Source organism: Streptomyces sp. NPDC088354 (assembly GCF_044753585.1).
Lineage (GTDB): Bacteria > Actinomycetota > Actinomycetes > Streptomycetales > Streptomycetaceae > Actinacidiphila.
The window spans coordinates 18690-37244 of the sequence record NZ_JBIVNJ010000010.1; the positions used below are offsets into that span (position 1 = coordinate 18690).

Sequence of the window (18555 nt, forward strand, 5' to 3'; positions counted from 1 at the left end):
CGGCAGCGGAGTCACGCCTTGTTGACGAAGGCCGCGCGGGCGAGCAGCGCGGTGTCGCAGTTGTCGGAGAAGATGCCGTCGATGCCCTGCTCGAAGTAGACCTGGAAGGCGCCGAAGGCGTCGCCGTAGGCGTTCGGGTCGGTGCCGACGCGGAAGTCGGCCGGCAGGAAGGCGTTCTCGTTGCGCATGGTGAAGGGGTGCAGGATCAGCCCGGCCTTGTGGGCGTCGCGCACCAGCGTGGTGGGCGTGCCGAGGTTGCCGGCCGCGTCCCGCGGGATGATCAGGTTGACGGTGGGGCCGATGCCCTGCGCGAAGCCCGCGATCCACTTCAGGCCGGCCGGGGTGACCAGGTCCGCGACGGTGCGCGGGTCGCCCGCCACCACGAGGTCGTACGGGCGGGTGGTGGCCGCGTCCAGCAGGAAGACCTTGGGGTTGCGCAGGCCCAGCGCGCCGAGCCGCTGGAGGCTGGTGGGCTCGAAGGACTGCAGGAACAGCGGGGAGTTGCGCCCGTCGCGGTCGTAGCGGCGCAGCAGCCCGGCGACCCGCTCCTCCAGGCCGAGGCCGATGCCGCGGAAGTAGGTGGGGTGCTTGGTCTCGACGTGCAGCCACACCGCCTTGTCGCGCTTGCGGCCCTGCTCGTCGGCCCAGCGCAGCACCTCCTCGAAGGTGGGGATCTCCCAGTGGCCGTCGTAGAGGGTGTTGTGCTGGCGCTGTGCGGGCAGCCGCTCCACGGCGCGCAGCGTCTTCAGCTCGGCGAGGGTGAAGTCCTCGGTGAACCAGCCGGTGGTGGCCACACCGTCGATGGTCTTCGTGGTCCTGCGGGAGGCGAACTCCGGGTGCTTGGCGACATCCGTGGTGCCGCCGATCTCGGGCTCGTGGCGGCAGACCAGGTGGCCGTCCTTGGTGGGGACGAGGTCCTGCTCGATCACGTCGGCGCCGAGGTCCAGCGCGAGCTGGTAGGAGCCGAGGGTGTGCTCGGGGCGGTAGCCGCTGGCGCCGCGGTGGCCGACGACGGTGGGCACGGGGAGGGCTCTCACCGGTCCGTGCGAGGAGCCGCGCGACGATCCGTGCGAGGATTCGCGCCCGTTCGCCGCCGCGCTCCCGGCGGCACCGAGGACGGAGGCGCCGGCCCCGAAGGCGGCCGCCGCCCCGATCAGTGCCCGGCGACCGGGACCCCGGCCCTGGTCCTGGCCCTGCTGCTCGTGCGTCATGTGCGCTCCCTCGAATCGGCCGAACATGTGTCCGGTCCCTGCCAAGCGACGGGCGCATCGTAGGCGGGCGGTCCTTTCAGCCGGGCGGCCGTCGTCGGAACATGGCGGAAACGCAGATCAACAATGCGTGCCGGTCGTGTGAACCCGGTGTGCGTGTCGCGGCGCCGCGGAAGTATCGTCGTCGACGGGGGAGGCGCACACTGGTGAGCGAGACCCTGCGCAGAGTCCCGCCGGACCTCTGCCGACCACGACCGGAGGACCCGTTGTTCCGCATCATCCTCAAGGCGCTGCTCGGAGTACTGATGCGCGTGCTGTTCCGCCCCAGGGTCGAGGGCGCGGAGCACATCCCGGGCGACGGACCGGTCATCCTCGCGGGCAACCACGTCACCTTCATCGACTCGATGTTCCTGTCACTCGTCGTCAAGCGGCAGGTCTTCTTCATCGGCAAGGACGAGTACGTCACGACCCCCGGCTTCAAGGGCCGCCTCATGGCGGCGTTCTTCACCTCCGTGGGCATGATCCCCGTGGACCGCGACGGCGGCCACGGCGGTGTCGCCGCCCTGATGACCGGACGTCGGATCCTCGACGAGGGCAAGGTCTTCGGCATCTACCCGGAGGGCACCCGCTCCCCCGACGGCCGCCTCTACCGCGGCCGCACCGGCGTGTCCCGCCTGGCCCTCATGACCGGCGCCCCCGTCGTCCCCTTCGCCATGGTCGGCACCGACCGCATCCAGCCGGGCGGCGCCGGCGTGCCCCGCGTCCACCGCTTCACGGTCCGCTTCGGCAAGGCCCTGGAGTTCTCCCGCTACGAGGGCATGGACCGCGACCGCTACGTGCTGCGCGCCGTCACCGACGAGGTCATGAGCCACGTGATGCGGCTGGGCGGCCAGGAGTACGTCGACGTCTACGCCACCAAGGCCAAGGCGGCCAAGGCCGCCGACCACGCGACGGCCGCGTAGCGTCCGTCCCTCCCGCGCCGCCTGGGGCCGCGTACTGATGCGTCGCCGCCGGTCACGCAGTGCCCCGCGCCCTTCGGGCGAACGGGTGCGCCCCCCGGCTCCCGGGGACCGCCACCATCGGCTGGCGCAGCGGTGCCTGACGTACTGCCAGAAGCCGACTTCGGCGCGCGGCGCCCGAGCAGACGTCACCGGCGACTCTCTGCGCACAACGCACCTCCGGGCACCTTCCAGGGGCGTGAGCGCCACCGCGCGAGGGTCTCGCGCCGGAACGGCGTCGCGTCCCAAAGGGCGGGGAACTGCGCGACGAGCCACGATGTATCCGCACGGAACACACCATCGCCCGGTCGGGCCACGATCAGCCCAATCCCGCGAAAGGAATTCGCCGGTACGCCGAAGGGCCCCAAGGGGCGCGGCGAACCATGACGCACCCGCGCGGAGCACTCAGCGCCGGGCGCAACCCGCGAGCCGCTGGCCGCGCAGAAGGCGCCACGCCGCCGCGGCCGCGAGGAGCAGGACGCCGCCGCCCACAGCGGAAGCCGCCCCCAGGCCGTCGGTGAAGGCGGCGGGCGCCGCCGAGGCCGGACCGCCCGAGATGCCGGTGACGATCGAGCCGAGCAGGGCGATGCCGAGGGCCGCGCCGAGTTCGTAGGCCGTCTCGGAGACACCGGACGCGGCGCCGGCCTGCGCCGGCGGCACGCTGGAGAGGATGACGTCGGCGGTGACCGTGTACGAGAGCCCGGCCCCCGCGCCGACGACGAGCAGGGCGGAGCCGAGGAACAGGTAGCCCGAGTCGGGCCGCAGGGCCAGCAGGGCGACCAGCGCGAGCCCGGTGGCACCCAGCCCGCCCGCGACCGCGCCCCGCACCGACCAGCGCCGGGCGGCGGCGCCCGCGACGAGGCCCGTCGCCGCCGCGCCGAGCGTGGCGGGCAGTTCGCACAGTCCCGCCTGGAGCGGGGAGCGGCCCTGGACCTCCTGGAGGAACTGGGAGAGGAAGAAGACCGTCCCGGCGAGCCCGAGCACCGTGAGCAGGTCGGCCAGGACCGCCCCGGAGAAGCCGCGGTGCCGGAACAGCCGCATGTCCAGCAGCGGTGCGGGCAGCGCGAGTTGACGGCGGACGAAGCCGTACAGGCAGGCCGCGCCGAGCAGTCCGGTCCCGAGCGCGGCCGGTCCCGGCCCGTGGACGGCGAGCTGCTTGACGGCGTAGACGACCCCGAACATGCCGATCAGCGACAGCAGGACGCTCGCCGGGTCCCACGGCCCGCGGCCAAAATCGCGGGACTCGGGCAGCAGGCGCACGCCGACGACCAGCAGTACGGCCGTCACCGGCAGGTTGATGAGGAAGACCGAGCCCCACCAGAAGTGCTCCAGCAGCAGCCCTCCGACGACCGGCCCGAGCGCGGCGCCCGCGGTGGACACCGCGCCCCAGACACCGATGGCGAAGCTGCGCTCGCGCGCGTCGGGGAAGAGGGTGCGGATCAGGGCGAGGGTGGACGGCATGAGCGTGGCGCCGGCGACACCCATGAGCGCGCGGGCGGTGATGAGCGTCCCGGGCGTGGTGGCGTACGCGGCGAACACCGACAGCGCGCCGAAGGCGGCGGTACCGGTGAGCAGCAGCCGCTTGCGGCCGACGCGGTCGCCGAGGCTGCCCATGGAGACCAGCAGGCCGGCGATGACGAAGGAGTAGACGTCGCCGATCCAGAGCAGTTGGGTGGAGGTGGGCCTCAGGTCCTCGGTGAGGAAGGGGATGGCCAGGCCCAGGACGGTGGCGTCGACGGCGACGAGCAGCAGGGCGAGGGTCAGTACCCCGAGCGCGAGCCAGCGGGAGGGGTGCCCGCGGCCCCCTCGGCGGGTGGTGGTGACCCGGGCGAGGGTGGCCATCAGGTGCTCCCGGTCTCGCGGGGGGCGCGCAGCATGCCGCCGAGCAGCAGGTCGGTGACCATGCGCGCGGAGTCCCGCCGAGCCATCCGGCCGTCCAGGACGGACCAGGCGGAGGCGGCGATCAGCGCGTACAGGGCCTCGACGAGCCAGGCGGGCGCCAGGTCGTAGCGGAAGGCGCCGGTTTCCTGGCCGCGGCGGAAGAGCGCGGCGACGCGTGCGTCGATGCGCGCCCAGCCGTCGTTGATCTCGTCCAGGTCGTAGAGCTGGTTCTCGCCGTAGAGGAAGGCGAGGAAGCCGGAGACGGGCATGGCCTCGGTGATGAGCCGGCGGACGGCCTCGACGGGGTCGCCCTCCTCGATGCGCGCCGCGTCCAGGCACTCCTCGGTCTGCTCGATGCCGAGCGTGCCGAGGGCGCGCACGAGCGCGTCCCGTCCCGGGAAGTGCCGGTGCAGGGTGGCCCGGCTGACGCCCGCCGCCTTGGCGATCTCGTCCATGGAGGCGGTGGCGCGACGGGACAGCAGGTCGGCCGTGTCGCGCAGGACCTGCTCACGATCGAAACTCATGAGACAAGGGTACTCCGTATGAGACATTGACGTCTCATACGTGACGACAAAGAAGCCCGGCCGGGGTCTGGGACCCCGGCCGGGCCGAACCGCCGGACAGGCGGCCGATCAGCTCTTGGCCTGCGCCCAGGCCAGCTGGACGGCCAGGTCCCGCTTGATCTCGGCGAGCTGGACGACGACCGCCGAGGGCGCCGTGCCGCCCCGGCCGTTGCGGGCGGCCAGCGCGCCGGGCACGTCGAGCACGGTCCGCACCTCGGGGGTCAGGTGCGGGGAGATCTTGGCGAACTGCTCGTCGGTCAGCTGGTCCAGCTCGATCCCCTCGGCCTCGCAGACCTTGACGCACTCACCGGCGATCTCGTGCGCCACCCGGAACGGGACGCCCTGCTTGACCAGCCACTCCGCGATGTCGGTGGCCAGGGAGAAACCGGCAGGGGCCAGCTCCTCCATGCGCTTGCGGTTGACGGTGAGGGTGGCCATCATCCCGGTGAACGCCGGCAGCAGCACCTCGAGGGTGTCGCAGGAGTCGAAGACCGGCTCCTTGTCCTCCTGGAGGTCGCGGTTGTACGCGAGCGGAAGGGCCTTGAGGGTGGCCATCAGTCCGGTCAGGTTGCCGATGAGGCGGCCGGACTTGCCGCGCGCCAGCTCGGCGATGTCCGGGTTCTTCTTCTGCGGCATGATCGACGAGCCGGTCGAGAAGGCGTCGTGGAGGGTGACGAAGGAGAACTCCTTCGTGTTCCAGATGATGACCTCCTCGGCGATCCGCGACAGGTCGACGCCGATCATCGCCGTGATGAAGGCGAACTCGGCGGCGAAGTCCCGCGAGGCGGTGCCGTCGATGGAGTTGGCCGACGAGCCGTGCTCGAACCCGAGGTCCCGCGCGACTGCCTGCGGGTCCAGGCCGAGCGAGGACCCCGCCAGCGCGCCGGAGCCGTAGGGCGACACGGCCGTGCGCTCGTCCCACTGCCGCAGCCGCTCCGCGTCCCGGGACAGCGCCTGGACATGGGCGAGGACGTGGTGCGCGAAGAGCACCGGCTGCGCGTGCTGCAGGTGGGTACGGCCCGGCATGGCGACGTCGATGTGCGCCTCGGCGAGAGCGACCAGGGCGTGCTGGAGCTCGGCGACCAGGCCGCCGATGACGCGGGCGTGGTCGCGCAGGTACATCCGGAAGAGCGTGGCGACCTGGTCGTTGCGGGACCGGCCGGCGCGCAGCTTGCCGCCGAGGTCGGGGCCGAGCCGCTCCAGCAGGCCGCGCTCCAGGGCGGTGTGGACGTCCTCGTCGGCGATCGTGCCGGTGAAGCTGCCGTCGGCGACGTCGGCCTCCAGCTGGTCGAGGCCGGCCAGCATGCGCGTGAGCTCGTCCTCGGTCAGCAGGCCCGCCGCGGTGAGCACGCGCGCGTGGGCGCGGGAGCCGGCGATGTCGTACGGCGCGAGCCGCCAGTCGAAGTGCACGGACGCCGACAGCCTGGCCAGCGCCTCCGCGGGACCGTCGGCGAAACGGCCGCCCCAGAGCCGGACGTCACCGGTGTTGCTGCTCAACTCTTCGCTCGCTTCCGTCGGTGGGTCGATGTGCGACCGCCTCCCCGCCGTGGGACGGGCGGGGAGGCGGTCTGCCGTGGTCGAGGCTACTGACTAGGCCAGGTCGCGCTTGGCGGCGATCTTCGACGACATGCCGAAGATCTCGATGAAGCCCTTGGAGAGGGACTGGTCGAACGTGTCACCGGTGTCGTACGTCGCCAGGTTGAAGTCGTACAGCGACTCGGCGGACTTGCGGCCGGTCACGACGGCGCGGCCGCCGTGCAGGGTCATCCGGATGTCACCGGACACGTGCTGGTTGGCCTCGTTGATGAAGCCGTCCAGGGCGCGCTTGAGCGGGGAGAACCACAGGCCGTCGTAGACCAGCTCGCCCCAGCGCTGCTCGACCTGCCGCTTGTAGCGGGCGAGCTCGCGCTCGACGGTGACGTTCTCCAGCTCCTGGTGGGCGGTGATCAGCGCGATCGCGCCCGGCGCCTCGTACACCTCGCGGGACTTGATGCCGACCAGCCGGTCCTCGACCATGTCGATCCGGCCGATGCCCTGGGCACCCGCACGCTCGTTGAGCTGCTGGATCGCCTGCAGGACGGTGACGGGCTTGCCGTCGATGGCGACCGGGACGCCCTGCTTGAAGCTGATGACCACCTCGTCGGCCTCGCGGGGCGTGGCCGGGTTCTGGGTGTACTCGTAGACGTCCTCGATCGGGGCGTTCCAGATGTCCTCCAGGAAGCCGGTCTCGACGGCCCGCCCGAAGACGTTCTGGTCGATCGAGTACGGGGACTTCTTGGTGGTGGCGATCGGGAGGTTCTTCTCCTCGCAGAAGGCGATGGCCTTGTCGCGGGTCATCGCGTAGTCGCGGACCGGGGCGATGCACTTCAGCTCGGGGGCGAGGGAGGAGATGCCGGCCTCGAAGCGGACCTGGTCGTTGCCCTTGCCGGTGCAGCCGTGGGCGACGACGGAGGCGCCGTGTTTCTTCGCGGCGGCCACCAGGTGCTTGACGATGGTGGGCCGGGAGAGGGCGGAGACCAGCGGGTAGCGGTCCATGTAGAGGGCGTTGGCCTTGATCGCCGGGAGGCAGTACTCGTCGGCGAACTCGTCCTTGGCGTCCGCGACCTCGGCCTCGACCGCGCCGCAGGCCAGCGCCCGCTTGCGGATCACGTCCAGGTCCTCGCCGCCCTGGCCGACGTCCACGGCCACGGCGATGACCTCGGCGCCGGTCTCCTCGGCGATCCAGCCGATGGCGACGGAGGTGTCCAGTCCGCCCGAGTAGGCGAGTACGACGCGCTCGGTCACGGGTCTCTCCTTTGGTGCGCGAGGCCTGAGGGTGCATACGCTGTTGGGTATAAGTATGCACTCCCCCGTATGTTTCGTCAATCGGCCGTGTCGCCGCAGGTCACAGCCGTGCCGCAGGCACGGGAACCCACCCCGGAGGGACGCGGGGAACCGCGCGACCCGCACACGCACCCGCACCCGAGCACCGGCACAGCGCCCGCCGCGGCACAACGGCGCGCCGCGCGCAGCACATAGCACACCCCCGCCCCGGCCGTCAGGCGAAGCCCCGCTTTGAGTCACCTCGAACTCCCGCCCGTACCCCACCGCATGGCGGCCACGAGCACGATGATCCACAACAGCAGGGCGGGCAGACGGCAGGCCATGCGCCGGATCCGTCCCCGCCGCTCCCCCGCGGTCCCCCTGCTCCTGCTGGCCTGGGCGGGTGCCGCCGGGGTCGTCTGGCTGTGGTGGGGCAACACCCCCTACGTCCGGCCGGTCACGGCCGACCGGCTGATCGCCGCCGGCCGGATCACCGGCCTGCTCGGCGGCTACGCGATCTCCCTCGTCGTCCTCCAGATGGCCAGGGTCCCGGCCCTGGAGCGGCGGGTCGGCTCCGACCGGGTCGCCCGCTGGCACGCGATGACCGGCCGCTACGCGATCTCGCTGGTCGTGGCACACGTCGTGCTCGTCCTCTGGGGCTACTCCGCGCAGTCCGGGCTGCCGATCGCCCGGCAGACGACGAGCGTCGTGCTGGACTACCCCGAGATGATCAAGGCGACGATCGGCACCGGGCTGCTGCTGCTCATCGGCTTCCTCTCGGCGGGCGCGCTGCGCCGCAGATTGCGGTACGAGACCTGGTACTACATCCACCTGCTCACCTATGCCGCCGTCTACCTGACGTTCTGGCACCAGCTCGCCACCGGCGCGGAGTTCGCAGGCGACGCGACGGCGCGCGGCGTCTGGTACGCCCTCTACGGCACGGTCACGGGCCTCGTGCTCTGGTACCGCGTGCTGGTCCCCGTCCGGCTCAACCTCAAGCACCGCATGCGGGTCGAGGAGACCGTGGAGGAGGCGCCCGGGGTGGTGTCGGTGCTGATCAGGGGGCGGCGACTGCACCGGCTGGGCGCGGAGCCCGGCCAGTTCTTCCGCTGGCGGTTCATGGCCGAGGGGCTGCGGTGGAGCTCCCACCCGTACTCGCTGTCCGCGCCGCCGCGGCCCGACCTGCTGCGCATCACCGTCAAGGCGGTCGGCGGGCACAGTTCGGCACTCGCCGGGCTGCGGCCCGGCACCCGTGTGTGGGCGGAGGGGCCGTACGGCGCGATGACCGCCTCGCGGCGCCGCGGCGGCAAAGTACTGCTGCTGGCCGGCGGTGCGGGCATCACCCCGCTGCGGGCACTGTTCGAGACGCTGCCGGCCGCGCGCGGCGACCTCACGCTGCTCTACCGCGCGCGCAGCAAGCAGGACCTCGCGCTGTGGGCCGAGTTGCAGGAGATCGCCGCCGAGCGCGGCGCCCGCCTGGTCTACGCGGTCAACGGCCCGGGCGGGGCCCGTCCGGAGATCACCGCGCAGGCGCTGCGCAGGATGCTGCCGGACATCGAGGAGCACGACGTCTTCCTGTGCGGGCCGCCCGGGCTCGCCGAGGAGTCCTTTTCCGCGCTGCGCGAGGCCGGAGTGCCCGAACGCCGCATCCACCACGAGTCCTTCGAGCTGTGAGGTGCCCGTGAAGAAGAAGCATCCGCTCCGCCGGATCGTCCTGACCGGTGCGACAACCGTCTCCGCCATCGTGCTGCTGCTGGCGCTGAAGCCGACGACGGCGCCCTTCGCCTCGCAGGCGGGGGTCCGGGCGCCGCAGCGGCCGCCGGTGTCGGCGGAGCCCTCCGCGGCGGGCGGCGACCCGACGGTGCCGGTGACGGAGCCGTCAGGACCGGCGCGCCGGACGCCGGCCGGCTCCCCCGCCGCGTCCGCCCGGCCCGCGGCGCCGGCCGCACCCGCCAAGCGGACGGTCACCGGGGACGTGGCGCAGACCAGCTACGGGCCGGTGCAGGTCAGCATCACCGTGGAGGGCGGGCGGATCACCGCGGCGACCGCCGTTCAGGCCCCGAACGGCACACCGATGAGCGACCAGTTGACCGCCTCCGCGATCCCACGGCTCAACCAGGCGGCGGTCACCGCGCAGAGCGCGGCCATCGACACCGTCTCCGGTGCCTCCTTCACCAGCCAGGGCTACCAGCAGTCCCTGCAGAGCGCGCTGGACAAGGCCGGTGTCTGACCGTGTCCGACAACCCCCCTCGACTGCGCCACGTCGAACACTGCATGGGGACGGTGTTCTCCTTCGACGTCCGCGGCGCCCGTGACCCGCGGGTGCGGGCGGCCCTGGAGGCGGCGGTCGCCGGGCTCCACGAGGCCGACGCACTGTTCTCCACCTACCGCCCCGACAGCGAGGTCAGCCGACTCGGCCGCGGCGAACTCGGCCCCCAGGACTGCTCCCTGGAGGTGCGGGAGGTGCTGCGGCGCTGCGCGGAGGCGGAGCTCGCCACCGGCGGCTGGTTCACCCTCCGCTACGCGGGGCCGGACACCGCGCCCGACCCCACCGGGCTGGTGAAGGGCTGGGCGGTGGAACGCGCCGCGCGCGCCATCGCCGCCGCCGGCGCGGAGTCGGTCTGCGTCAACGGCGGCGGGGACGTCCAGCTCACCGGCGGCCCGTGGCGGGTGGGCATCGCCGACCCGCTGCGGCCGGGGGGCCTCGCGACCGTGGTGGAGTGCGCGGACGGCGAACTCGCCGTCGCCACCTCCGGTCCCGCCGAGCGCGGCTGCCACATCCTCGACCCGCACACCGGCCAACCGCCCGCGGACGGCCTCGCCTCGCTCACCGTGGTCTGCCCCGGGCTCACCGAGGCCGACGTGCGGGCCACCGCCGGGTACGCGATGGGCCCGGCCGCGCGGGAATGGCTGGAAGAACTCCCCGGCACGGAGGCGTTCGCCGTCACCGCCGACGGCTCCACCTGGCAGACCCGGGGATTCGGGGGTCTCACCGCCCAGTTGAGCGCTTGACGATCAGCGGTTCGCAGGGGCAAGAATGCGTCCCATGGATCTGCATTTGAGCGACAAGGTCGTGCTCGTCACCGGAGGGTCCGACGGCCTCGGCGCGGCCCTGGTCCGGCGGCTGGCCGCCGAGGGCGCCAAGGTGGCGCTGTGCGGCCGCGACGCCGAGCGCATCGAGCGCCTGGTCAAGGACCTGGGTGCCACCGGGGCGGACGTCCTCGGTGTCCCCGCCGACGTGACCCGTACCGAGGACCTGGAGCGCTTCGTCTCCGCCGCCGACGGCCGCTGGGGGCGGGTCGACGCCGTCGTGAACAACGCCGGCCGCAGCGCGGCCGGATTCTTCGAGCGCCAAAACGACTCGGTGTGGGAGGAGGACCTGGACCTCAAGCTGCACGCCGCGGTCCGGCTGACCCGGCTGGTGTTGCCGCACCTGCGCGCCGCGGGGGGCGGCAGTGTGGTCAACACCCTCGCCGTCTCCGCCAAGGCACCGGGAGCGGGCAGCACTCCCACCTCGGTGTCCCGGGCCGCGGGCCTGGCCCTCACCAAGGCGCTGTCCAAGGAGCTCGGCCCCGACAACATCCGGGTCAACGCCGTGCTGGTCGGCCTCGTCGAGAGCGGGCAGTGGGACCGCCTGGCCGCGGAGCGGGGCATCACCGTCGAGGAGCTGTACGCCACGATGGGCCGCGAGTCCGGCATCCCGCTCGGCCGGGTGGGGCGGGCCGGGGAGTTCGCGGACCTGGTCGCGTTCCTGCTCTCGGACCGCGCCGCCTACGTGACGGGCACCGGCATCAACCTCGACGGCGGTCTCAGCCCGGTCGCCTGATCACCCGTCAGGAAGCCGCGTGGCGCCGGGCTCATCGCTCGGCGCCGCCCCCGGCCAGGCGCAGCAGGTGGTCGGCGACCGCCTGCCCTCCGGAGGGGTCGCGGCTGATCAGCATGACGGTGTCGTCGCCCGCGATGGTGCCGAGGATGTCGTACACCTCGGCCTGGTCGATCGCCGAGGCGAAGAACTGCGCGGCCCCCGGGGGCGTACGCACGACGACGAGGTTGGCCGAGGCCTCGGCGGAGATCAGCAGTTCACTGGCCAGGCGGCGCATCCGCTCCTCCTTCACCGACTCGCCCAGCGGCGCCTGCGGTGTGCGGAATCCGCCCTCGCTCGGCACCGCGTAGATCAACTCACCGTTGTTGGTGCGGATCTTGACGGCGCCGAGCTCGTCGAGGTCCCGGGAGAGCGTCGCCTGCGTGACGGTCAGCCCGTCGTCGGCGAGCAGCTTGGCGAGCTGGCTCTGCGACCGCACCGGGAGCCGGTTCAGGATGTCCACGATCCGCCGGTGGCGTGCCATCCGGGTCTGCGGTACGGCCGCGGCTCCGCCGCCCTGCTGCTGCGCCTCGCTCATCGTCGTGTCATTCTCCGGCTCGCGATCCCTCGTGCTGGGCCCGGACGGCGTCCAGCACCCCCGGCAGCTCCCGGAGGAAGGCCGTCACCTCCGCGTCACCCAGGATGAGCGGCGGGGCGAGCCGCACCGTGTCGGGTACGGCGGCGTTCACCAGGAGTCCGGCGTCCTGAGCCGCCTTCTGCACCTGGGCGGCGAGCGGCTCGGTGAGCACGATACCCAGCAGCAGGCCCGCACCACGCACCTGATCGACCAGTGGGTGGCCCAGCGCCTCGATCCCCTGCCGCAGCTTCTCCCCCTGCCGCTTGGTGTTCTCCAGGATGCCGTCGGCGGCGATCGTGTCCAGGACGGCCAGCGCGGCGGCGCAGGCGACCGGGTTGCCGCCGAAGGTGGTGCCGTGCTGACCGGGGGTCAGCAGGTCGGCGGCGGGCCCGAACGCGAGGACCGCGCCGATGGGCAGTCCGCCGCCGAGCCCCTTGGCAAGGGTGACGACGTCGGGCTCGATGCCCTGCGCCTGGTGCTCGAACCAGTGGCCGGTGCGGCCGATGCCGGTCTGCACCTCGTCCAGGACGAGCAGGGCGCCGACCGCCCGGGTGATCTCGCGGGCCGCGGCGAGGTAGCCGGCCGGGGGGACGACGACGCCGTTCTCGCCCTGGATCGGCTCCAGCACCACCAGGGCGGTCTCCCGCGTCACTGCGGCGCGCAGCGCCTCGGTGTCCCCGTACGGCACGTGCGTCACGTCGCCGGGCAGCGGGTGGAAGGCCTCCTGCTTCTTGGGCTGTCCGGTGAGCGCGAGGGCCCCCATGGTGCGCCCGTGGAAGCCGCCCTCGGTCGCGACCATGTGCGTGCGGCCGGTCATCCGGCCGATCTTGAAGGCGGCCTCGACGGCCTCGGTGCCGGAGTTGCAGAAGAGCACGCGCCCGGGCCGCCCGGACAGCTGCAGCAGCCGCTCCGCGAGGGCGACGGTGGGCTCGGCGACGAAGAAGTTGGAGACGTGGCCGAGGGTGGCGATCTGCTCGGAGACGGCGCGCACGACGGCGGGGTGCGCGGTGCCGAGGGCGTTGACGGCGATGCCGCCGAGGAAGTCCAGGTACGCGTTGCCGTCGGCGTCCCAGAAGGTGGCGCCCTCACCGCGGACCAGGGGCAGCCGCGGTGTGCCGTAGTTGTCCATCAAGGAGCCCTGCCACCGCTCGGTGAGCGCCTGGTTGCCCTGGTTGCCGTGGTTGCCGTGGTTGGCCTGGTTGCCGTGGTTCCCGGTCCCGGTCATGCCCGTCCCCCTCCGTGCGCGTTTCCGTTCGCGATGCCGTCAGCGATGCCGTTCGCGGGGTCGGGCACCACCATGGTGCCGATGCCCTCGTCGGTGAAGATCTCCAGCAGGATCGAGTGCTGGACGCGCCCGTCGATGACCCGGGCGGTGTTCACGCCGTTGCGTACGGCGTGCAGGCACCCCTCCATCTTGGGGACCATGCCGCTCGACAGCTCCGGCAGCAGCTTCTCCAGCTCGCTCGCGGTGAGCCGGCTGATGACCTCGTCGCTGTGGGGCCAGTCCTCGTAGAGGCCCTCGACGTCGGTGAGGACCATCAGGGTCTCGGCGCCGAGGGCGGCCGCGAGGGCCGCGGCCGCGGTGTCGGCGTTGACGTTGTAGACCCCGGCGCCGTCGCCGGTGTCGGCGCTGCGGGCGATAGAGGAGACGACCGGGATACGGCCGTCGTCGAGCAGGGCCTCGATGGCGCCGGTGTCGATCGCGGTGATCTGGCCGACCCGGCCGATGTCGACGGCCTCGCCGTCGACGACCGGACGGTGCCGGGTGGCGCTGATGGTGTGGGCGTCCTCGCCGGTCATGCCGACCGCGAGGGGGCCGTGCTGGTTGAGGAGGTTGACCAGCTCGCGCTGCACCTGCCCGGCCAGCACCATGCGCACGACGTCCATGGCCTCGGGCGTGGTGACCCGCAGCCCCGCCTTGAACTCGCTGACCAGGCCCTGCTTGTCGAGCTGCGCGCTGATCTGCGGGCCCCCGCCGTGCACGACCACCGGCTTGAGCCCGGCGTGCCGCAGGAAGACGACGTCCTGCGCGAACGCGGCCTTCAGCTCCTCATCGACCATGGCGTTGCCGCCGAACTTGACCACGACGGTCTTGCCGTTGTGGCGGGTCAGCCAGGGCAGCGCCTCGACGAGGATCTGCGCCTTGGGCAGGGCGGTGTGCTTGCGCGCGCTCATGAGCTGTAGGCGCTGTTCTCGTGGACGTACTCGGCGGTCAGGTCGTTGGTCCAGATCGTCGCGGTCCGGTCGCCCGCGGCGAGGTCCGCGGTGATGTGCACCTCGCGGTAGCGCATGTCGACCAGCTCGCGGTCCTCGCCGACCGAGCCGGCCTTGCAGACCCAGACGCCGTTGATGGCCACGTTCAGGCGGTCGGGCTCGAAGGCGGCCGAGGTCGTCCCGATCGCGGAGAGCACCCGGCCCCAGTTGGGGTCCTCGCCGTGGATGGCGCACTTGAGGAGGTTGTTGCGGGCGATGGAACGGCCCACCTCCACCGCGTCGTCCTCGGTCGCGGCGTTGACGACCTCGATCTTGATGTCCTTGGAGGCGCCCTCGGCGTCGCGGATCAGCTGGCGGGCCAGGTCGGCGCAGACCCGCTCGACGCCCGCGGCGAAGTCCTCGTACGCGGGGGCGACGCCGGAGGCGCCGGAGGCCATCAGCAGCACGGTGTCGTTGGTCGACATGCAGCCGTCGGAGTCGGCGCGGTCGAAGGTGGTGCGGGTGGCGGCGCGCAGCGCCTTGTCCAGCGTCGCGGAGTCCAGGTCGGCGTCGGTGGTGATCACCACCAGCATGGTGGCCAGGCCCGGGGCGAGCATGCCCGCGCCCTTGGCCATGCCGCCGACGCTCCAGCCGTCGCCGTCGTGGACGGCGGTCTTGTGGACGGTGTCGGTGGTCTTGATGGCGATGGCGGCCTTCTCGCCGCCGTGCGGGGACAGGGCCGCGGCGGCCTCGTCCACGCCCGGCAGCAGCTTGTCCATGGGCAGGCGCACGCCGATGAGTCCCGTGGAGCAGACCGCGACCTCGCCGGCGCTGTGGCCGAGGGCGGCGGCGGCGCGTTCGGCGGTGGTGTGGGTGTCCTGGAAGCCGAGCGGGCCCGTACAGGCGTTGGCGCCACCGGAGTTGAGGACGACGGCGGAGACCTGGCCGCCGCGCAGGACCTGTTCTGACCACAGGACGGGGGCGGCCTTGACGCGGTTGGAGGTGAAGACGCCGGCCGCGGCGAGGCGCGGACCGTTGTTGACCACCAGGGCCAGGTCCGGGTTGCCGTTCTCCTTGATCCCGGCGGCGATGCCGGCCGCCGTGAATCCCTGCGCTGCCGTGACGCTCACGCTGTGGTCTCCTTCGTCGCTTCCGCGGTGGTCCACCGGGTGGGGGCGGACTTCGTCATGGTGCCTTGGTGCGGCTCGGTGGCCGTGTGGGCGGTGGTGGCGCCGGTGCCGGGTGCCGTGTCACAGGGAGCCGCCCGGGTCAGCAGGACGGCGACGGCGCGGCGCGCGCGGGTGGCGGGGCGGGGGGTCACGGCGCGACCCCGACGGTGCTCAGGCCCGTCTCCTCGGGCAGGCCGAGGGCGATGTTCATGCTCTGCACGGCACCGCCGGCGGTGCCCTTGGTGAGGTTGTCGATGGCGCTGATGGCGATGATCCGGCCGGCCGCCTCGTCGTACGCGACCTGCACCAGCGCGGCGTTGGAGCCGACCACCGACGCGGTGGCCGGCCACTGCCCCTCGGGCAGCAGGTGCGCGAAGGGCTCGTCCGCGAGCGCCTTCTCGTACGCGGCGCGCACGGCGGAGGCGGTGACGCCCGGCCGGGCGGCAGCGGTGCAGGTGGCGAGGATGCCGCGGGGCATGGGGGCCAGCGTCGGGGTGAAGGAGACCGTCACGCGCTCACCGGCTGCCGCCGACAGGTTCTGGATCATCTCCGGGGTGTGCCGGTGGCCGCCGCCGACGCCGTACGGGGTCATGCTGCCCATGACCTCGCTGCCGAGCAGATGCGGCTTGGCCGCCTTGCCCGCGCCGGAGGTGCCGGACGCGGCGACGACGACGGCCTCGGGCTCGACCAGTCCGGCCGCGTAGGCCGGGAAGAGCGCGAGGGAGACGGCGGTGGGGTAGCAGCCGGGCACCGCGATGCGGCGGGTCCCGGCGAGCGCGGTGCGCGCGCCCGGCAGCTCGGGCAGGCCGTACGGCCAGGTGCCGGCGTGCGGGCTGCCGTAGAAGCGCTCCCAGTCGGCGGGGTCGGTGAGCCGGAAGTCGGCGCCGCAATCCACGATCAGCACGTTCTCCCCGAGCTGTTCCGCGACGGCCGCCGACTGGCCGTGCGGCAGGGCGAGGAAGACCACGTCGTGCCCGGCGAGCACCTCGGGGTCGGTGGGCTGGAGGACGCGGTCCGCGAGCGGCAGCAGGTGCGGCTGCAGGCCGCCGAGGCGCTGCCCGGCGCTGGAGTTCGCCGTGAGCGTGCCGATCTCGATCTCGGGGTGGTTGAGCAGCAGGCGCAGCACCTCTCCGCCCGCGTAACCGCTCGCACCCGCCACCGCTGCCCGGAATGCCATGGACCCTCCTCGTCGATGGCATGACTATACGGCCGCCGGAACTTTTATGCAAAGCCCTGACGCGATCCCGCCGGTCACGCCCGTTCCGCGCACCGTGCCCGGAGTCCGCTGCGGGCAGGCGGCATCGACCCGACCGCCGCGCAAACGCGACGCAACGATGCGGGGCCGGCGCGGGGCCGACGACGCCGGGCGCGGCGTCCGGAACCGGCATGCGGCCATGGGTGCGGGTCCGTTGACAGGGCGACGGGGGCGCCGCAGACTCGGTGGCCGAAAGCTCGATGAACGATGGTTCACTGTGCGAACAGCGCCGTTCGCCGCAGGACAAGGGGCTGCCATGACCATCACGCGGGAACTGCTGATCGGCGGCAAGGACGTGCCGGCCGCCTCCGGGCGCACGGCCGAGGACGTCGACCCGTACACCGGCGAGGTCTGGGCGACGGTCGCCGCCGGGGGCCCCGAGGACATCACGCGGGCGGTGGACGCGGCGCACGGCGCGTTCCCGCAGTGGGCGGCGCTGAGCCCGGTGGAGCGGCGCAGGATCTTCCTCACCGCCGCCGACCTGCTGGAAGGCCGTACCGAGCAGGTCGCCGAGATCATGGCCCACGAGGCGGGCGCGACCCGGCCCTGGGCGTACTTCAACGTCGGACTGGCCGCCGGCATCCTGCGCGAGGCCGCCGCGGCGGCCACCGCCCCGCGCGGCGAGGTGCTCAGCGCGCAGGACGAGGGCGTGCTCGGGCTCGCGGTGCGCGAGCCGCTCGGCGTCGTCGCCGCCTTCGCCCCGTGGAACGCGCCGCTCATCCTGGGCGTCCGCGCGGTCGCGGCACCGCTCGCGGCGGGCAACACCGTCGTCGTCAAGCCCAGCGAGGACGCGCCGGTGGCGTGCGGGCTGTTCGTCGCGGACCTGCTGCGCGAGGCGGGGCTGCCGGACGGGGTGCTGAACGTCGTCACCAACGCCCCCGAGGACGCGGCCGAGGTCGCCGAGGCGCTCATCGCCGACCCCCGGGTCCGCGCCGTCAACTTCACCGGCTCCACCGAGGTCGGCCGGATCGTCGGCACGCTCGCGGCCCGCCACCTCAAGCCCGCCGTCCTGGAGCTCGGCGGCAAGAACTCGGTGATCGTCCTGGAGGACGCGGACGTGGACCACGCGGTCGACGCCGCCGCCTTCGGGGTCTTCCTGAACGCCGGGCAGATCTGCATGTCCGCCGACCGCCTCCTGGTCCACGAGAGCCTCGTCGAGGAGTTCACGGCCAAGTTCACCGCGAAGGTCGCCTCGCTGCCCGCCGGCGACCCCTCCCACCCGCACACCGTCGTCGGCCCGCTGGTCAGCGCCGATGCGGCACGCCGGGTCGCCGCCCTGATCAAGGACGCCGTCGGCAAGGGCGCCACGCTCCTGACCGGCGGCGGCGAACCGGACGGCGCGGTCCACCCGGCGACGGTGCTCTCCGGGGTCCCCGGCGACGCGGAGCTCTACCGCGCCGAGGCCTTCGGGCCGCTCGTCACCATCGCCGGCTTCGCGGACGACGACACCGCCGTGGCCCTGGCCAACGACACCGAGCACGGGCTGACCGCGGGCGTCATCACCGAGAACGCCACGCACGGCCTGGCCGTCGCCCGCCGGCTGCGCACCGGCATCGTCCACGTCAACGACCAGACGGTGGCCGACGAGCCGCAGGCGCCCTTCGGCGGCTTTGCGGCCAGCGGCTACGGCCGGTTCGGCGGCCGCTGGGGCATCGAGGCCTTCTCCAACACCCGTTGGCTGACGGTGGCCACGCAGCAGCCCCGGTACCCCTTCTGAGGCGTCCCGCGCAGCGGGTGCGGACCCGGCCGCCGACCCTAGACTGGAGGAGCCAAGCCGTGGACCGCCGAGTTCCCAGGAGGTCGACCGATGCACGCGAACAAGGGTGACCACGTCAGGCAGCACGGACGTGTCGTCGGACAGCACGACAAGGTGGCCGAGATCGTCGAGGTCATGGGCAAGAGCGGGGAGCCGCCGTACCGGGTGCGGTTCGAGGACGGGCACGAGTGCATCCTGTCGCCCGGACCGGACTCGACGGTCGAGCACGAACACGGCGTGACCCGCACCCCCCAGCCGTAGCGCGCGGCAGCAGCCCCACCGCGTCCCGGA

The 18555-nt window shown here is 72.9% G+C and carries 18 protein-coding genes; 7 read left to right on the forward strand and 11 right to left on the reverse strand.

Features of this window, described 5'->3' with window-relative positions; translation table 11 throughout:
- Window positions 1-11: 11 nt before the first annotated feature.
- Complete coding sequence (locus ACIP98_RS17150) at window positions 12-1211, reverse strand: glycerophosphodiester phosphodiesterase (protein ID WP_401976619.1); 1200 nt, start codon at window positions 1209-1211, stop codon at window positions 12-14.
- Window positions 1212-1513: 302 nt separating this feature from the next.
- Here ACIP98_RS17150 and ACIP98_RS17155 point away from each other — a divergent pair, with 302 nt between their 5' ends.
- Window positions 1514-2170, forward strand: coding sequence for a lysophospholipid acyltransferase family protein (locus tag ACIP98_RS17155; RefSeq protein WP_319665492.1), 657 nt, complete (start codon window positions 1514-1516; stop codon window positions 2168-2170).
- Window positions 2171-2611: 441 nt separating this feature from the next.
- Here ACIP98_RS17155 and ACIP98_RS17160 read toward each other — a convergent pair whose 3' ends face one another.
- The 4 genes from ACIP98_RS17160 to ACIP98_RS17175 all read right to left on the reverse strand — a co-directional run bounded on the left by ACIP98_RS17160 (window position 2612) and on the right by ACIP98_RS17175 (window position 7434).
- Window positions 2612-4048, reverse strand: a complete 1437-nt coding sequence (locus ACIP98_RS17160) for an MFS transporter (RefSeq protein WP_401976621.1) — start codon at window positions 4046-4048, stop codon at window positions 2612-2614.
- Complete coding sequence (locus tag ACIP98_RS17165) at window positions 4048-4611, reverse strand: TetR/AcrR family transcriptional regulator (RefSeq protein WP_401976624.1); 564 nt, start codon at window positions 4609-4611, stop codon at window positions 4048-4050. Before ACIP98_RS17165 ends, ACIP98_RS17160 begins: the two co-directional genes overlap by 1 nt.
- Before the next feature lie 108 nt (window positions 4612-4719).
- Window positions 4720-6147 (reverse strand): argininosuccinate lyase, encoded by a 1428-nt coding sequence (gene argH, locus ACIP98_RS17170; protein ID WP_319665478.1) that lies wholly within the window; start codon window positions 6145-6147, stop codon window positions 4720-4722.
- A 93-nt stretch (window positions 6148-6240) separates the two neighbouring features.
- Window positions 6241-7434 carry an argininosuccinate synthase gene (locus ACIP98_RS17175; protein WP_319665479.1) on the reverse strand — a complete coding sequence of 398 codons (1194 nt, stop codon included), beginning with the start codon at window positions 7432-7434 and terminating at the stop codon, window positions 6241-6243.
- 306 nt (window positions 7435-7740) lie between these two features.
- Between ACIP98_RS17175 and ACIP98_RS17180 the strand changes: the two genes are divergently transcribed.
- The 4 genes from ACIP98_RS17180 to ACIP98_RS17195 are packed head-to-tail and all read left to right on the forward strand — an operon-like array spanning window position 7741 to window position 11278.
- Window positions 7741-9126 carry a ferredoxin reductase family protein gene (locus ACIP98_RS17180; RefSeq protein ID WP_319665480.1) on the forward strand — a complete coding sequence of 462 codons (1386 nt, stop codon included), beginning with the start codon at window positions 7741-7743 and terminating at the stop codon, window positions 9124-9126.
- A gap of 7 nt (window positions 9127-9133) precedes the next feature.
- The gene (locus tag ACIP98_RS17185) at window positions 9134-9682 is read left to right on the forward strand and encodes an FMN-binding protein (RefSeq protein WP_319665481.1); all 549 of its coding nucleotides are present in this window, start codon (window positions 9134-9136) and stop codon (window positions 9680-9682) included.
- A 44-nt stretch (window positions 9683-9726) separates the two neighbouring features.
- Window positions 9727-10464 carry an FAD:protein FMN transferase gene (locus ACIP98_RS17190; RefSeq protein WP_401976838.1) on the forward strand — a complete coding sequence of 246 codons (738 nt, stop codon included), beginning with the start codon at window positions 9727-9729 and terminating at the stop codon, window positions 10462-10464.
- 34 nt (window positions 10465-10498) lie between these two features.
- A complete protein-coding gene (locus ACIP98_RS17195; protein WP_401976629.1) occupies window positions 10499-11278 on the forward strand; it encodes an SDR family oxidoreductase in 780 nt (259 codons plus the stop codon).
- 31 nt (window positions 11279-11309) lie between these two features.
- Here the strand turns inward: ACIP98_RS17195 and ACIP98_RS17200 are convergent, their stop codons facing one another.
- From ACIP98_RS17200 to argC, 6 genes are read right to left on the reverse strand one after another with little or no spacing between them, the layout of a single operon-like run.
- On the reverse strand, window positions 11310-11852 hold the full coding sequence (locus ACIP98_RS17200; protein WP_319665483.1) for an arginine repressor: 543 nt from the start codon (window positions 11850-11852) through the stop codon (window positions 11310-11312).
- A gap of 7 nt (window positions 11853-11859) precedes the next feature.
- Window positions 11860-13116, reverse strand: coding sequence for an acetylornithine transaminase (locus ACIP98_RS17205; protein WP_319665484.1), 1257 nt, complete (start codon window positions 13114-13116; stop codon window positions 11860-11862).
- The gene (gene argB / locus ACIP98_RS17210; protein ID WP_319665485.1) at window positions 13113-14066 is read right to left on the reverse strand and encodes an acetylglutamate kinase; all 954 of its coding nucleotides are present in this window, start codon (window positions 14064-14066) and stop codon (window positions 13113-13115) included. Before argB ends, ACIP98_RS17205 begins: the two co-directional genes overlap by 4 nt.
- Window positions 14063-15214: a bifunctional glutamate N-acetyltransferase/amino-acid acetyltransferase ArgJ gene (gene argJ, locus ACIP98_RS17215; protein WP_319665486.1), complete on the reverse strand. Its 1152-nt coding sequence runs from the start codon at window positions 15212-15214 to the stop codon at window positions 14063-14065. The genes argB and argJ overlap by 4 nt, the downstream gene beginning before the upstream one ends.
- Window positions 15211-15405: a hypothetical protein gene (locus ACIP98_RS17220; protein WP_319665487.1), complete on the reverse strand. Its 195-nt coding sequence runs from the start codon at window positions 15403-15405 to the stop codon at window positions 15211-15213. The genes argJ and ACIP98_RS17220 overlap by 4 nt, the downstream gene beginning before the upstream one ends.
- Window positions 15402-16430 (reverse strand): N-acetyl-gamma-glutamyl-phosphate reductase, encoded by a 1029-nt coding sequence (gene argC / locus ACIP98_RS17225; RefSeq protein ID WP_319665488.1) that lies wholly within the window; start codon window positions 16428-16430, stop codon window positions 15402-15404. Before argC ends, ACIP98_RS17220 begins: the two co-directional genes overlap by 4 nt.
- Window positions 16431-16764: 334 nt before the next feature.
- Here argC and ACIP98_RS17230 point away from each other — a divergent pair, with 334 nt between their 5' ends.
- Together ACIP98_RS17230 and ACIP98_RS17235 are read left to right on the forward strand one after the other, a co-directional pair.
- Window positions 16765-18225, forward strand: a complete 1461-nt coding sequence (locus tag ACIP98_RS17230) for an aldehyde dehydrogenase family protein (protein ID WP_319665907.1) — start codon at window positions 16765-16767, stop codon at window positions 18223-18225.
- 90 nt (window positions 18226-18315) lie between these two features.
- The gene (locus ACIP98_RS17235; protein ID WP_319665906.1) at window positions 18316-18525 is read left to right on the forward strand and encodes a DUF1918 domain-containing protein; all 210 of its coding nucleotides are present in this window, start codon (window positions 18316-18318) and stop codon (window positions 18523-18525) included.
- The last annotated feature ends 30 nt before the right edge of the window (window positions 18526-18555 follow it).